The organism is Streptomyces sp. JJ38 (assembly GCF_019303475.1).
Taxonomy (GTDB): domain Bacteria; phylum Actinomycetota; class Actinomycetes; order Streptomycetales; family Streptomycetaceae; genus Streptomyces.
In genome coordinates this window covers 22,814-36,645 of sequence record NZ_JABLSI010000020.1, presented here as the reverse complement: position 1 = coordinate 36,645, position 13,832 = coordinate 22,814, and the positions used below count along the sequence as shown (strand labels likewise).

Below are 13,832 nucleotides of genomic sequence, written 5' to 3'. Positions count from 1 at the left end.
CCCTCACCCCTCCCCGTCCTCCTCGGGGCGCCCGGGCAACCTCACCAGGGCCTGGGCGGCGCGCGGGGTGCTGTCGGCGTCCCGGCCGCGGGCGGGGTTGGCGGCCGGGGGCGTCGAACGCCGGCGCTTCGGTGTCGCCGCACACCTCAGCGGCCCGGACGCCGGGGATCGGTGTCCGGGCCGCTGAGGTGTGCGGCGGGCGAGGGTGAGGCTCAGGCGGTTCGGGCCGTCTCCCGGCCCCGCTTGAGGTGGCCGCCGAGCATCATGGCCGTCAGGCCCAGCACCGCCCACACCGTCAGGACGAGGGCCGGCCCGGCCGCCCCGCCCCCGTCGAAGAAGGCCACGGAGCGCAGCAGCGAGCCGCCGGCGCCCGGCGGCAGCAGCTGGCCGGTCCAGGCGGCGGCGCCGGGCAGCAGCTCGGGGGCGGAGGTGACGCCCGAGAAGGGGTTGCCGATGAGCACGATCAGCAGGGCGGCGAGCCCGATACCCCGCGCGCCGAGCAGGGCCGCGGCGCCGGCGACCGTCGCGCCCACCGCAAGGATCGTCAGCCCCAGCACGCCGGCCTCGGCCCACCAGTTGCCCGTCAGGATGCCCAGCCAGCTGTGCTCGATCGCGGCCGCGGTGAGGCCGACCAGGGCCGCCGCGCCGGTCAGTGCGGCGGCGGCGACGGTGCCGCGCAGGCCCATGACGAAGGTGATCGCACCGGCGGCCACCCCGGCGAGGGCGAGTGGCAGGGCCCCGGCGGCGAAGCCGGTGCCGCGCGGGTCGTCCTCGGGCAGGGCGACCACGTCCGTGGTGGTGACCTCCGCTCCCGGCGGTGCCTGGGCGGCGACGGCCTGGTTCAGCAGCTGGGCGACCGCGGGGCTCGCCGCGGACGCGGTCAGGAGCTGGATGCCCTCGGGGGAGGCGACCAGGGCCCCGTAGATCTCGCGGTCCTCGATGGCCGCCTTCGCGGCCGCGGCGTCGTCGTAGCGCTGGACGTCGAACGCGTCCTCGCCCGGGCCGCCGGTCAGATTCTCCGCGATCGGCGCGCCGGCGGGGGCGACGAGGCCGATCGGCAGGTCACGCGGGGCGATCCGGCTGGCCGGCCACGCGAACGCCCACAGGGCCAGCGCCGCGATCAGCGGCGTGACGACCAGGACCGCGACGAGCCGACGGCGGTCGAAGGGGATTCCGTCGCCGGGCCGGTCGGGGGCGGCGTCCGGCGCGGCGGGGGGAGAGGTGGTGGTGTGCGCCGTGGACATCGTCGGCCTCCAAAAAGAAGGATCGTTCGTTTTGGCTGACCTCCAGCGTCTCGCCTCGGCCGCTCCTTGTCAAGAATGAACGTTCGTTTTAGCTTTGCTCCATGGCCCGCGTATCCCAGGAACACCTCGCCGCCCGCCGTCGACAGATCCTCGACGGCGCCCGCCGCTGCTTCACGCGCAACGGCTTCCACGCCACGTCCATGCAGGACGTCCTCCAGGAGACCGGCCTGTCCGCCGGAGCCGTCTACCGGTACTTCCGCAGCAAGGACGACCTGATCACGGCGATCGCCATGGAGGTGTTCGACGATGTCGGCTCGGCCTTCGCCGACGCCGCCCGCGCCGAGGACCCGGCCCTGCCCGACGTGCTGCTTCCGGCCGTCCTGTGCCGGGTGCTCGGCCGCCGCTCCGACACCACTCCCGCCCTCGCCCTCCAGGTGTGGGCCGAGACCCTGCGCAACGAGGAGCTGGCCTCCCGGATGCGCGAGGGCTACGCACGGGTGCTCTCCTCGTGGATCAAGATCGTGCACACCTACCAGGAGCGCGGCCTGATGCCGAAAGACGCCACCGCCGAGGACGTCGCCCGGGCCCTGATCGGGGCCGCTCAGGGCTTCCTCGTCCAGCAGGCGCTCTTCGGCCCGCTCGACCCCCACGTCCTGCGCACCGGCCTGCGGGGCCTGATGGCCATGGACGTTCCCGAGCCCACCCACTGATGGTCTGACGCCGCGCCGCGGGGCGCGGCGTCAGACCATCAGTGCCCGACCGCCGTCATCAGGCCCAGCGTCGCCAGCCCCAGGACCAGCCAGGCGAACCACACCCAGCCACTGCCACCCAGACCCACCGTGTACGCCGTGGCCAGCACCAACCCGCTCACCGTGGCCACCGTCATGGCCTTCGTCGCCGTTGGCATCGTGCCCCACCTCCTCGCCCGGCCCGGCCAGGGGGCCGGGTCGGCCGCAGGCTCAACCCCACCATCGTCTCGCCGGGCCCGGGCGGCCGCCACCGGCCGCGGGGTGCCGCCGTCGGCGGGGGAGGGGCGATCAGCTCCGCGAGGCGGCGCCGCGCGACTGGAGCGAGCTCAGGTAGGCGTTGTAGGCCGCCAGCTCGGCGTCCCCGTCGCGGGCGGCGGCCCGGTCCTGACGCCGGGCCTGGCGCTGGTCGGAGACGTACCACTGGTAGACGAGCGCGAGGAGCACCAGAACCGAGGGGATCTCGCTGAACGCCCAGGCGATGCCCCCGGCGGCGTGCTGGTCCCCCAGCGCCGTCACGCCCAGTGAGGGGGCCGGGTCGGCGTACGTCTTCACCATCGGCTCGCTGCCCATCATCAGGGCGATGCCGAAGAAGGCGTGGAACGGCATGCCGGCGAACAGCTCCAGCATGCGCATCAGGTACCCCGGCCGGTGCGGCCCCGGATCCACTCCCATGATCGGCCAGAAGAAGACCAGCCCGACCGCCAGGAAGTGCAGCATCATCGCGATGTGCCCGGGCCTGGAGGCCATGAGGTGGTCGAACAGCGGCGTGAAGTACAGGCCGTACAGGCTGGCGATGAACAGCGGGATGGTGAACACCGGGTGCGAGATGACGCGCACGTAGTGGCTGTGCAGCACGCGGACGAGCAGCTCGCGCGGCCCCGTGCGGCCGCGGGCCGCCGCGGGCAGGGCGCGCAGCGCCAGCGTCACCGGCGCCCCCAGCAGCAGGAGGATCGGCGAGAGCATGCTGATCACCATGTGCTGCACCATGTGCACGCTGAACAGCACCATGCCGTACTCGTTCAGCGCGGTGCACATCGTCAGCGCGATCGTCAGCACCCCGGCGGTGAACGCGACCGTCCGCCCCGTCCGCCAGGCGTCCCCGCGCCGCCGCAGCCGCAGCACACCCCAGCCGTACAGCGCCAGGGCGAGCAGGCAGCCGGTCAGGAAGAACGGCTCACCGGTGAACGCCAGACCCCGCCCCAACGTGAACGGTGCCAGATCGGTCATCCCGCCGTGGCCGCTGTGGTCCATCCCTGTAGCTCCTGATTCGCTCCGGTCGCCCGGATCAGAATAGGGCGGGCCCCGGTCACAGCCGTGACCGGGGCCCGCCCGAAGCCGTCAGGCCGGTTGGGTAGCCGCCGCGATGCGCTCGGCCCGCAGCGCCTCGTACCAGCGGTCGTCCACCGGCGGGAGGGCGTTGACGTCGAGGGCCAGCTTGACCAGCAGGTCGGCGATCTGGGGATTGCGGGCGAGGACCGGCCCGTGCATGTAGGTCCCGAAGACGGTGTCGTTCCACGCGCCCTCGGTGCCGTCCCCGGTGCCGTTGCCCCGTCCGAACCGCACCCGGGCCAGCGGCCGGGCTCCGGGCCCCACGTGGGTGACACCCTGGTGGTTCTCGAAGCCGGTGAGCTGCGGGAGCCGCAGGTTCTCGTCCATGTCGGCCAGCACGTCACCCACGCAGCGCTCGCCGGTGCCGCGCACCGAGGTGACGTCGAGCAGACCGAGACCGGCCTGCCGCTCTCCGAGGTCGTTGACGAACTCGTGCCCGATGATCTGGTATCCGGCGCACACCGAGAAGACGATGGCGCCGTTGTCCACGGCCCGCTGCAGGCCGCCGTCGCGCACCAGCCGCTCGGCCGCGAGCCGCTGTGGACGGTCCTCGCCGCCGCCGATCAGATAGATGTCGCCGGAGGTGGGGACGGGCTGGTCGGAGCGCACGTCGACGCGCTGGACGTGCAGCCCGCGCTGCCGGGCCCGGCGCTCCACCACCAGGACGTTCCCCTGATCCCCGTACGTGCTCAGCAGGTCCGGGTACACCCACACGACGCGCAGGCTGCTGTCACTCATGCTCGTACTCCTCGACTGGACCGGGTCAGTTGCCCACGGCGCGCCGCAGGTCCTGGAAGGCGGTGTAGTTGGCGATGGCCTCGATCCGGCCGGGCGGGCAGCGCCGGACGGCCTCCTCGGCGCTCTGGCACACCTGGAAGTCGACGCCCGCGACCTCCAGCCGCACGGCGAGGTCGAGCTTGCGGTCGCCGATGACGCAGATCGGGTGGCCGGCGAGCCGCCCGTAGTCGACGTCCCACAGCCAGGAGGTGTCGGTGCCGTCGGCGCCGCGGGCGTTGACGGACAGGATCACCGGCGCCGGGGGAGCGTCGATCAGGGAGAACGTCTCCAGCCAGCCGGCCGGGTTCTTGGCCAGCAGCAGCCGCACCTCGCGGCCCTGGTAGGAGACGACGTCGTAGCGCCCGGCGACGGCCGTCACCGCGAACATGCGCTCCAGGGCGGTCTGCGGCGGCACGCCGAAGGCCGCGGCCACGGCGGCCGAGGTCGTGGCGTTGGCCCGGTTGGCCCGGCCCGGCAGTTGCAGCCGGATCGGCCACGCGGAGCCGTGCGGGTCCAGCACGTGGTCGCCCGACAGCGCCCAGGTCGGCGTCGGACGGCGGAATCCGCACTCGGCGCACACCCAGTCGTCCCCGGGGCGCTGCAGCACACCGCCGCAGGAGGGACAGGACCAGGCGTCGTCCTTCCACTCCTGGCCCGCGGCCACCCACACCACGTTGGGGGAGGAGGAGGCGGCCCAGACCACCAGCGGGTCGTCGGCGTTCGCCACGATCAGCGCCTTGTTCCCGGCCAGCCCCTCGCGCCAGTGCTCGGCCAGCATCCGGGTCTCGGCCGCGCGGTCCAGCTGGTCCCGGGAGAGGTTGAGCAGGGCGATGGCCTTCGGTGTCACGTCCCGTGCGACCGCGGACAGGTACTTCTCGTCCACCTCGATGACGCCGAAGCGGGCCCGGGAGCCGCCGGCCAGGGCGGAGGTGATGCCGGCCGGCATGTTGGCGCCGAGTGCGTTGGAGACGACGTCCTCCGGCTCCGCCCGCAGGGCCTCGGCGATCAGCCGCGTCGTCGTCGTCTTGCCGTTCGTGGCGGAGACGAGGATGACGTCCAGGTGTGAGGCCAGCCGTGCGAGCAGATCGGGATCGAGTTTCAGGGCCACCCGGCCGCCGATGACTGATCCGCTGCCACGGCCCGCCGCTCGTGACACCGCCGCCGCGGCTTTGCCGGCCGTCACGGCCAGTTTGGCGCGCGGTGACAGCGGCTCCGGGTTGCCCGACATCGTCGTTGATCCTCCTTGCGCTTCGGTCATGGTGCAGCCTACCGAGATCCGGCTCGGCTCCCGAACGCACCACGGGGTCCTTCGGCGGGGCGCCGTAGGCTGACGGACATGCAACGCGGCGCCATCCCCGGCAGTTCCGGACGAATCCGCCCCCTCACCCTCTACGGTGCCGAGGTGCTGCACCAACCGTGTGCCGAGGTCACACAGTTCGGGCCGGCCCTGGCGGAGCTGGTCGAGGACATGTTCGCCTCCATGTACGCGGCCCGCGGGGTGGGACTGGCCGCGAACCAGATCGGTGAGGCGGTGCGCGTCTTCGTCTACGACTGCCCGGACGACGAGGACCGGCGGCACGTGGGGCACCTCGTCAACCCGCGGCTCGTCGAGGCCGACGGAGTGCGGGTGCGCGGGCCCGAGGGCTGCCTGTCGCTGCCCGGCCTGGAGGCCATCACGCCGCGCGCCGACCGGGTCGTGGTCGAGGGCCTGCGGGCGGACGGGAGCCCGGCCCGGGTCACGGGCACGGGCTTCTTCGCGCGCTGCCTTCAGCACGAGTGCGACCACCTGGACGGCGCCGTCTACGCCGACCGGCTCGGCGGTCTGCGGCGACGGCGCCTCCTGCGCGCGGTGCGCCGCAGCGACTGGGGCCGGGCGCTGCCGGGCGCCGGGACCCGGAGCGCCTGAGGGGTCAGAAGGGGTGGCCGCCGACCTTGTCCCCGGCGGCGGCGAGCCGTCCCCACAGCAGATCGGCCAGGTGGCGCACCAGTTGGGCGCGCGAGCAGGGCCGGTCGGACAGCCACCAGTCCCCGGCGGCGTGCATCATGCCGACGATGCCGTGCCCCCACACGCGGGCCAGCTCGACGCCGTTCGGGCCCAGGTCCACGCGGTCGGCGATGACCTGCGCCAGCTCCTCGCCGAGCCTGCGCAGGACGGGCGCCGTCTGTTGCCCGGCGGCGAAGCCCTGCTCCCCGCGCGAGTCGCTCTCGGCCGGGTGCATGAGGAAGCGGTAGACCTGCGGGCGGGCCTCGATGGCGGCCAGGTAGGTGTCCAGCGTGGCCTCGACCCGTTCCCGGCGGTCGGCGGGGGCGTCCAGCGCGGCGCGCAGCGAGTCCAGGAGGGCGTCGGTGTGCCGGACGGCGAGGGCGCGGTAGAGGCCGCCCTTGTCGCCGAAGTGCCGGTAGAGGATCGGCTTGGTGATGCCCGCCTCGGCGGCGATCGCGTTCATGGAGGCCTCCGGCCCCTCGCGCATCACCACGCGGTTGGCGGCCTCCAGCAGCTCCTCCCGTCTGCGTCCGGTGGCGGCGGCCCGCCGGTCGTCCTGGCCTCTGGTCTCCATGGCGTCACTCCCCGCCCGTGCTGTGCGCTGCCTGCGCAAAGTAACACCCGCGCAGCGGGGGGTACCGGAGAGTGGGGGAGTTGACATACCTTACCGATCAGTAACAGACTGCCGTTACTTCAAGTAACAGGCAGTGCTGGAGGGCCCGCCATGACGGAGTTCGCGTTCGACCTCAACGACGACCAGAAGGCCGTGAAGGAGTGGATTCACGGCTTCGCCGCCGACGTCATGCGCCCGGCCGCCGCCGAGTGGGACGAGCGCGAGGAAACCCCCTGGCCGATCATCCAGGAAGCCGCCAAGATCGGACTCTACTCCCTCGACTTCTACGCCCAGCAGTTCTTCGACCCCACCGGCCTCGGCATCCCCATGGCCATGGAGGAGCTGTTCTGGGGTGACGCCGGCATAGCCCTGTCCATCGTCGGCACCGGCCTCGCCGCCGTCGGGGTGCTCACCAACGGAACCGAAGAGCAGATCGGCACCTGGATCCCCCAGATGTACGGCGACGCCGACGACGTCAAGGTCGCCGCCTTCTGCTCCTCCGAGCCCGACGCCGGCTCCGACGTGGCCTCCATGCGCACCCGCGCCGTCTACGACGAGGCCAGGGACGAGTGGGTCCTCAACGGCACCAAGACCTGGGCGACCAACGGCGGCATCGCGAGCGTGCACGTCGTCGTCGCCGTCGTCGACCCGGAGCTCGGGTCCAAGGGCCACGCCTCCTTCATCATCCCGCCCGGCACTCCCGGTCTCTCCCAGGGGCAGAAGTTCCAGAAGCACGGCATCCGGGCCTCCCACACCGCCGAGGTCGTACTCGAGGACGTCCGCGTCCCCGGCAGCTGCCTGCTCGGCGGCAAGGAGAAGCTCGACGAGCGGCTCGCCCGGGCCCGCGAGCGCGCCAAGAACGGGGGAGAGAGGGTGAAGAACGCCGCCATGGCCACCTTCGAGGCCTCCCGCCCGGCCGTCGGCGCCATGGCTGTGGGCACCGCCCGCGCCGCCTACGAGGTCGCCCTCGACTACGCCAGGACCCGGGAGCAGTTCGGCCGTCCGATCATCGACAACCAGGGCGTCGCCTTCCAGCTCGCCGACATGCGCACCCAGATCGACGCGGCCCGGCTCCTGGTATGGCGCGCCTCGTGGATGGCCACCACCGGAAAGCCCTTCGAGGCGGCCGAGGGCTCGATGTCCAAGCTGTACGCGAGCGAGGTCGCCAAGACGGTCACGGCCCAGGCCATCCAGATCCTCGGCGGCAACGGCTACACCCGCGAGTACCCCGTCGAGCGCATGCACCGCGACGCCGCGATCTACACCATCTTCGAGGGCACCAGCGAGATCCAGCGCCTGGTGATCTCCCGGACGGTCTCCGGCGCGTCCATCCGCTGACACCGCGGCGGCCGTCGCGCACGCCGGACGGCCCTGAGGACCCCGGGCTCGCGCGGAGCCCGGGGCCCTCAGGCGGCGCGCCGCGCCTTCACCCGCCGCGCCCCCAGCGCACCGCCGCGCTGCATGGCCGCCTTCACCAGCGCCAGCAGCGCCCCGTGCAGGGCCGCGGCCAGCAGCACCTCCCGCCAGCTCCGCTCGACGTCCCGCGCGTCGGGAGCCTCGTCCTCGCCGGCCACGGCCCGCCACACCCGCTTGAACACCGCACCCGTCACGGCGCCGCCGACCACCGTCACAGCCAGGCCGCCCACGCGGCTCACGACCTTGGACACCCCGCTCACCTCCGCCCGGACAGCCTGCGCAGCACCCACGCGGCCGTCAGCAGGCCCACCACACCGGCCGCGGCGAGCGGAAGGACCGCGCGCCGGCCGCCCTCCCGCGCCACCGAAGCCGCGTGCCGGGCCTGGACGCGGGCGTCCGTCGCCCGGCGCCGCGCCCGCGCCCGCACATCGGTCTTCGCCACCAGGGCCGCGACGGTGTCACCCAGCTCCGCCCGCGTGTCCTTGACCTGCTCCCGCAGCACCCGCGGATCCCGCGCCGCCGCCTCCGTGTGCCGGCTCATCGGTGCATCCTCCCCCGGATCTCGGCGATATCGGCCTTCACGCTGCCCAGCGCCTGCTGCGGCGTCGGGGGAGTGGCGCTGCGCAGTTCCCTCTTCCCCACCACCGCCAGTACCCCCGTGACCAGGAGCAGCGCACCGCCGATGATCAACGCGGACGCCCACACCGGCAGCACCAGCGCCAGCGCCGCGACGGCACCGGCGACCAAGGCCTGCAGCGCCAGGAAACCCGTCAGTGCGGCCCCGCCGAACATGCCGCCGCCGATGCCCGCGCGCTTGCCCTTCTGCACCAGCTCCGCCTGGGCCAGCCGCATCTCACGGCGCACCAGTTCCGAGAGCTGGGCGGAGGCACGCTCCACCAGCTCACCCACCGATGCCTCGTGCGCGTCGACCGGCCGGCGGCGCACAGATCCGATCATGCCGTCACCTCGCTTTCTCCTTGGCCGCACCCGGTTCCCCCGGACGCGGGTGATTACGCCCGCCTCCGCGGACAGGACGCCCACGCGCCCCGGGAAGCACCCGAACGGCCGTCAGTCCGTCAGTCACGCCGCCGGGCGTGCACCACGCCGTCCTCGACCCGCGTCTCGAAAGCCGGCTGCGCCGACGTCGCCGGGCCGTGGACGTTCCAGCCGTCCGACAGCCGGAACAGGCTGCCGTGCCAGGGGCACTTCACGCAGCCGTCCGTCAGATGGCCCTGGGACAGCGGGCCACCCAGGTGGCTGCACTGCTCGACCAGCGCGTACACCCGGTCGTCGGCCCGGCGCACCACGACCACCGGCACCGCCTCGACGCTGCGCCGCACCAGCACGTCCACCGGGAACTCCTCCAGCCGGCCCAGCTCGTACCACTGCGAGCCGATCCGCGCCGCCATCCCCTCGGCGTGGTTGGCGCCCACGGCCTGCCGGTAGGCCAGATGAGCGCCCAGCGCCCCGCCCGCCGAGATCAGGGACAGCCCGGCGAAACCCAGCAGCCGCCCCTTCACGTGCCGGCCCCGCATCCGCATCACGAGCGAGCCGGCGTACAGCCCGACGGCGCCGATGTTGCAGGCGGCGTGAACCAACCCCACACGCTGCTGCCCGGGCCGCAGCTCCGCCCAGTCCACCCAGCCCGCCACCGCGGCCGGTCCGGCCCCCGCGAGCCCCAGCGCCACCAGCGCCCCGGCGCCGCGCCGCTGACCGGGCACCAGGTCCAGTGCCGCCGCGGACAGCCACGAACCGACCGGCACCTGGACCATCAGCGGATGCACCGGGTGGCCGAGCCACTTCCCGTGCAGCGCGTCCCGGCCGCGCCCCAGCGGCAGGCTCTTCACCCACGACCGGATCCGGGTCGCGGTGCTGTCCAGGGCGGACAAGCGCTCCACCGCGTCGAGCGCCGCCATCGTCCGTCCCGGCCCCGGGGGCGACGGCTCCTGCCGTGTGGCCCGCGTGCCGCCGTCGTCCGTGTATCGCATTGACATGGGCCGCCGGGTTCCCCGCACCGGCGGCCGCAAAACGGGGCCGGTACACCGCCCGATTGCCGTCCCGGGCGCTGTGACATACTCGGCCGCGCTCGTCGCAGTGCCAAATCTCGGGGGTTGTCGTGAAGCTGCTGCTGGCGGTGCTCGCTGTCGTGATCCTCGCGATCGTGATCGCTGTGCTGCTGCGCAGGCGGCGCACGGCGACGGCCACGACGGCACCGGCACCCCGGGATCCGTTCGCCCCCGAGGACAGCGCCGCCGGAGACCCCCGCACGCTCAAGGCCGGCGACATGGTCGAGTATCTCGGCGAACGCCTGTTCGTACGCGGCTCCCTGCGGCTCACCGAGGGCGGGTACACCTGGTCCGAGCACTTCCTCGACCCCATGGAGGTCACCGGCGAGGGGCGCCGCTGGCTCTCCGTCGAAGAGGATCCGACGCTCGAGGTCGTCCTGTGGACGGAACGCGCCGACGCCGACCTCACCCCGAGCCGCGCCACCGTCACCGTCGAGGGCGTCACCTACCACCGCACCGAGCACGGCACCGCCTCCTACCGCTCCGAGGGCACCACGGGCCTCGGTGCCACCGGCCGCATGGAGTACGCCGACTACGACGGCCCCCGCGGGCGCAGCCTCGCCTTCGAACGGTTCCTCGGCGACCAGGGGCGCGGCACCTGGGAGTGCTCCCTCGGCGAGCGCGTGCCCGAGGGCACCCTGACGATCTACCCCGGCAGCGGCGCGTGAGCGACATAGCCCTCGCCGCCCCCTACCTCGACACCGACGCGGACCAGCTCTCCTTCGCCCTCGACCTCCCCGCCCGCGAGGCCCTCGCCGTCTCCGAGGTGACGGCCGGCGCCCTCACCGTCCAACTCCGGCTCCTCGGCGCCTCCCACCAGGTCTTCGCGGGCCCGGTGCGGGAGACCGTCGCCTGCCTGCCCGACGCGGCCGGCGGGCTGCCCGCGACGGTGACGCACACCTTCGACGCCTGGCACTACCACTTCACCGCCCGCGTCCTCGACTTCTCCGCGCACCCCCACGCCGCACCCGACTCCTTTGAGGCGGGCTTCACGGCCTGCGTGGCCCGGCTGCGCGACCGGCTCTCCGGGCGCCCGCAGGCCCTGTGCGGCGTCTTCCCCGGGTCCCCGGACGCCGTCACCGCGCTGACCGTCGAGGAGGGGGACTCGGGCGTGGGCTGGAGGACCTGGCACACCTACCCGCAGAGCCGCCGGATCGTGGCGACGCACACCTGGCTGGAGGCCCGATGAAACCCGCCCGACTCGCCTGCGCGGCGCTCACCGCGACGCTGCTGCTCGCCGGCTGCTCGGACGACAACAACGCCAACGAAGTCCCCCGCAGCTGGATCGCGAAGGAGTACAGCCGCGACGGCTTCGACTACCGCGACCCCAGCGACCGTCCGGCCGAGGTGGCCGGCGAGATCGACTCCCACCGCGAGGCCTTCGGCCGCCTCAACACGGGAGGCAGGTACTACCTGCGCTACCGCGACGACATCGTCGCCGTCTTCCCCCTCCGGGACGGCAGCCGCATAGAGATCGAGGACTACCGCGACGGTCACCGCCGCTGGCACGGCGACGTCGGCCACGCGTGGCCCTCGCCCGGCAGCAGCGGCAACGACTTCCGCGGCGGCGGCCCCGGCTCCGGCAAGTAGACCCCAGCCCCAACCGTCCTCGACACGTCCCCGAAAGGCACCCCCGTGGCAGAGATCTTCGAGTCGGCAGGCTACGCCCTGCTCTACGGACTGGTCGGCTTCGTCGTCATGGCCTGCGGCTTCGTCGCCCTCGACATCGTCACCCCCGGCAAGCTCGTCCACGTCGTGTGGACCGAACGCAACCGCGGCGCCGCGGTCCTGCTCGGCGGCCAGACCCTCGCCATCGGCCTCATCATCGCCGACGCCATCCGCTCCAGCGAATCCGAACAGGGCCTGGCCGACGGCCTGTTCAGCACCCTCCTCTACGGGCTCGCCGGCGTGCTCGTCATGACCCTCGTCGCGGTCGTCGTCAGCCTCATGACGCCCGGCAGGATGGGCCACGCCGTCCTCGACGACGACGGGGACCGGCCCCACCCCGCCGCCTGGGTACAGGCGGCCATGTACATCGGCACGGCCTTCATGGTCGGCGCCGCACTGTCCTGAGGCCGTATGAGCACCACTCGCCCCGCCGCGCCCACGGCGCGACTGCCACGGTTCCTGCTGCTGCTCGCCGTCTTCCTGTGCGCCGCCTGCGGCCTCGTCTACGAACTGGCCCTGACCGCACTCGGCAGCTACCTCATCGGCAACTCGGTGCTGCAGACCTCCGTGGTCCTGTCCGTCATGGTCTTCGCGATGGGGGTGGGATCCCTGGCCGCCAAGCCCCTACGGCACCGAGCCGTAGGGGCCTTCGCGCTCGTGGAGGGCACCCTCGCCCTCGTCGGCGGGCTCTCCGTCCTGGCGCTCTACGCCGCGTTCGCCTGGCTGCAGATCTACACCCCGGCCATGGTGGTCATCGCCTTCGTCGTCGGTGTGCTGATCGGTGCCGAAATCCCGCTGCTCATGACGATGCTGCAACGAATCCGCCGTCAGGAGGCCGGCGGCGCGGTCGCGGACATGTTCGCCGTCGACTACATCGGGGCCCTCGTCGGAGGGCTGTGCTTCCCGTTCCTGCTGCTTCCGACGTTCGGCCAGCTCAGGGGCGCGCTCGTGGTGGGCGCCGTCAACGCCGTCGCCGGGGTCATCGTCGTCCTGTGGATCTTCCGGCGGCAGACCCGCCGCGTCGTGCGCACCGCACTCCTCGTGGGCGTGGCGGCCGTCCTCGCCGTCCTGGGCGGCGCCTACGCCCTGGCCGACCAGATCGAGGTCAGCGCCCGCCAGCAGCTCTACCGCGACCCGATCATCCACGCCGAGACCACGCCCTACCAGGAGATCGTCGTCACCCGCTCGCCGGCCTTCACGGGCGAGCCCGATCTCCGGCTCTTCCTCAACGGAGACCTGCAGTTCTCCTCCGTCGACGAGTACCGCTACCACGAGGCGCTCGTCCACCCGGCCCTGACCGAGGAGCACGACTCGGTGCTCGTCCTCGGCGGTGGGGACGGGCTCGCCCTGCGCGAGATCCTGCGCTACGACGACGTCGCCGAGGTCACCCTCGTCGACCTGGACCCGGCCATGACCGAGCTCGCCCGCTCCCTCACCCCGTTGCGGGAACTCAACGGCGAGGCCCTCGACGACCCCCGCGTCACGGTCGTCAACCGGGACGCCTTCAACTGGCTGCGCGACGCCGGACAGCGGTACGACGCCGTCGTCATCGACTTCCCCGACCCCGACACCGCGGCCCTGGCCAAGCTCTACTCGGTGGAGTTCTACCACCTCCTCGGCCGGGCCCTGGCCCCCGAGGCCCGCATCGTCGTCCAGGGCGGGTCGCCCTTCTTCGCGCCCAAGAGCTACTGGTCCATCGCCACCACGCTGCGCGAGGCGGGCTACACCACGACCCCTTACCAGATCGACGTCCCCAGCTTCGGCAACTGGGGCTTCCTCCTGGCCACCCGTGGCGAGGGCGAGCCCCCGGCGCTGCGTCTGCCCGAGGACGCACCGCCGCTGCGCTTCCTGGACGACGCCGTGCTGGAGGCCGCCGCCGTCTTCCCGGTGGACCGCCGGCCACAGAACGTGCGGGCCAGCACCCTCATGGACCCGGCGATCCTGGAGTACGCCCGCCACGAGTGGCAGGCCTACTGATCCCGCGTC

The 13,832-nt window shown here is 73.1% G+C and carries 18 protein-coding genes; 8 read left to right on the top strand and 10 right to left on the bottom strand.

Annotated elements, in window-relative coordinates; all coding sequences use genetic code 11:
* Nucleotides 1-212 precede the first annotated feature (212 nt).
* Nucleotides 213-1,244 carry an ABC transporter permease gene (locus tag HPT28_RS13715; RefSeq protein ID WP_257578574.1) on the bottom strand — a complete coding sequence of 344 codons (1,032 nt, stop codon included), beginning with the start codon at nt 1,242-1,244 and terminating at the stop codon, nt 213-215.
* A gap of 101 nt (nt 1,245-1,345) precedes the next feature.
* On the opposite strand from HPT28_RS13715, the gene HPT28_RS13710 reads away from it, so the two are divergent.
* Entirely contained in the window at nt 1,346-1,954 is a 609-nt protein-coding gene (locus HPT28_RS13710) for a TetR/AcrR family transcriptional regulator (protein ID WP_219091337.1), read from the top strand.
* 38 nt (nt 1,955-1,992) lie between these two features.
* On the opposite strand, the gene HPT28_RS13705 is transcribed toward HPT28_RS13710, so the two are convergent.
* From HPT28_RS13705 to HPT28_RS13690, 4 genes are all read right to left on the bottom strand, one after another.
* Complete coding sequence (locus HPT28_RS13705) at nt 1,993-2,151, bottom strand: hypothetical protein (protein WP_219091336.1); 159 nt, start codon at nt 2,149-2,151, stop codon at nt 1,993-1,995.
* Between the two features lie 130 nt (nt 2,152-2,281).
* Nucleotides 2,282-3,244 carry a cytochrome c oxidase assembly protein gene (locus HPT28_RS13700; RefSeq protein ID WP_219091335.1) on the bottom strand — a complete coding sequence of 321 codons (963 nt, stop codon included), beginning with the start codon at nt 3,242-3,244 and terminating at the stop codon, nt 2,282-2,284.
* A gap of 87 nt (nt 3,245-3,331) precedes the next feature.
* Nucleotides 3,332-4,060, bottom strand: a complete 729-nt coding sequence (locus HPT28_RS13695) for a type 1 glutamine amidotransferase (RefSeq protein WP_219091334.1) — start codon at nt 4,058-4,060, stop codon at nt 3,332-3,334.
* A 25-nt stretch (nt 4,061-4,085) separates the two neighbouring features.
* Nucleotides 4,086-5,327, bottom strand: a complete 1,242-nt coding sequence (locus HPT28_RS13690; protein WP_219091333.1) for a MurT ligase domain-containing protein — start codon at nt 5,325-5,327, stop codon at nt 4,086-4,088.
* Between the two features lie 108 nt (nt 5,328-5,435).
* Between HPT28_RS13690 and def the strand changes: the two genes are divergently transcribed.
* Nucleotides 5,436-6,005 (top strand): peptide deformylase, encoded by a 570-nt coding sequence (gene def / locus HPT28_RS13685; RefSeq protein WP_219091332.1) that lies wholly within the window; start codon nt 5,436-5,438, stop codon nt 6,003-6,005.
* 4 nt (nt 6,006-6,009) lie between these two features.
* Here def and HPT28_RS13680 read toward each other — a convergent pair whose 3' ends face one another.
* On the bottom strand, nt 6,010-6,657 hold the full coding sequence (locus HPT28_RS13680) for a TetR family transcriptional regulator (protein WP_219091331.1): 648 nt from the start codon (nt 6,655-6,657) through the stop codon (nt 6,010-6,012).
* A gap of 150 nt (nt 6,658-6,807) precedes the next feature.
* Between HPT28_RS13680 and HPT28_RS13675 the strand changes: the two genes are divergently transcribed.
* Nucleotides 6,808-8,034, top strand: coding sequence for an acyl-CoA dehydrogenase family protein (locus HPT28_RS13675; RefSeq protein WP_219091330.1), 1,227 nt, complete (start codon nt 6,808-6,810; stop codon nt 8,032-8,034).
* 68 nt (nt 8,035-8,102) lie between these two features.
* Here HPT28_RS13675 and HPT28_RS13670 read toward each other — a convergent pair whose 3' ends face one another.
* From HPT28_RS13670 to HPT28_RS13655, 4 genes are all read right to left on the bottom strand, one after another.
* On the bottom strand, nt 8,103-8,363 hold the full coding sequence (locus HPT28_RS13670; protein WP_308119218.1) for a DUF4235 domain-containing protein: 261 nt from the start codon (nt 8,361-8,363) through the stop codon (nt 8,103-8,105).
* A 5-nt stretch (nt 8,364-8,368) separates the two neighbouring features.
* Nucleotides 8,369-8,653, bottom strand: a complete 285-nt coding sequence (locus tag HPT28_RS13665; RefSeq protein WP_219091329.1) for a DUF3618 domain-containing protein — start codon at nt 8,651-8,653, stop codon at nt 8,369-8,371.
* Nucleotides 8,650-9,069 carry a phage holin family protein gene (locus HPT28_RS13660; protein ID WP_219091328.1) on the bottom strand — a complete coding sequence of 140 codons (420 nt, stop codon included), beginning with the start codon at nt 9,067-9,069 and terminating at the stop codon, nt 8,650-8,652. Before HPT28_RS13660 ends, HPT28_RS13665 begins: the two co-directional genes overlap by 4 nt.
* A gap of 119 nt (nt 9,070-9,188) precedes the next feature.
* Nucleotides 9,189-10,100 carry a Rieske (2Fe-2S) protein gene (locus tag HPT28_RS13655; protein ID WP_257578582.1) on the bottom strand — a complete coding sequence of 304 codons (912 nt, stop codon included), beginning with the start codon at nt 10,098-10,100 and terminating at the stop codon, nt 9,189-9,191.
* A gap of 128 nt (nt 10,101-10,228) precedes the next feature.
* On the opposite strand from HPT28_RS13655, the gene HPT28_RS13650 reads away from it, so the two are divergent.
* Genes HPT28_RS13650 through HPT28_RS13630 form a run of 5 tightly spaced genes read left to right on the top strand, consistent with a single transcriptional unit; the run spans nt 10,229 to nt 13,823 of the window.
* On the top strand, nt 10,229-10,846 hold the full coding sequence (locus HPT28_RS13650; protein WP_219091327.1) for a DUF4178 domain-containing protein: 618 nt from the start codon (nt 10,229-10,231) through the stop codon (nt 10,844-10,846).
* Nucleotides 10,843-11,367 carry a DUF2617 family protein gene (locus tag HPT28_RS13645; RefSeq protein WP_219091326.1) on the top strand — a complete coding sequence of 175 codons (525 nt, stop codon included), beginning with the start codon at nt 10,843-10,845 and terminating at the stop codon, nt 11,365-11,367. The genes HPT28_RS13650 and HPT28_RS13645 overlap by 4 nt, the downstream gene beginning before the upstream one ends.
* Complete coding sequence (locus HPT28_RS13640; protein WP_219091325.1) at nt 11,364-11,768, top strand: DUF4247 domain-containing protein; 405 nt, start codon at nt 11,364-11,366, stop codon at nt 11,766-11,768. The genes HPT28_RS13645 and HPT28_RS13640 overlap by 4 nt, the downstream gene beginning before the upstream one ends.
* Before the next feature lie 45 nt (nt 11,769-11,813).
* On the top strand, nt 11,814-12,251 hold the full coding sequence (locus tag HPT28_RS13635) for a DUF350 domain-containing protein (protein ID WP_219091324.1): 438 nt from the start codon (nt 11,814-11,816) through the stop codon (nt 12,249-12,251).
* A gap of 6 nt (nt 12,252-12,257) precedes the next feature.
* On the top strand, nt 12,258-13,823 hold the full coding sequence (locus HPT28_RS13630; RefSeq protein WP_219091323.1) for a polyamine aminopropyltransferase: 1,566 nt from the start codon (nt 12,258-12,260) through the stop codon (nt 13,821-13,823).
* The last annotated feature ends 9 nt before the right edge of the window (nt 13,824-13,832 follow it).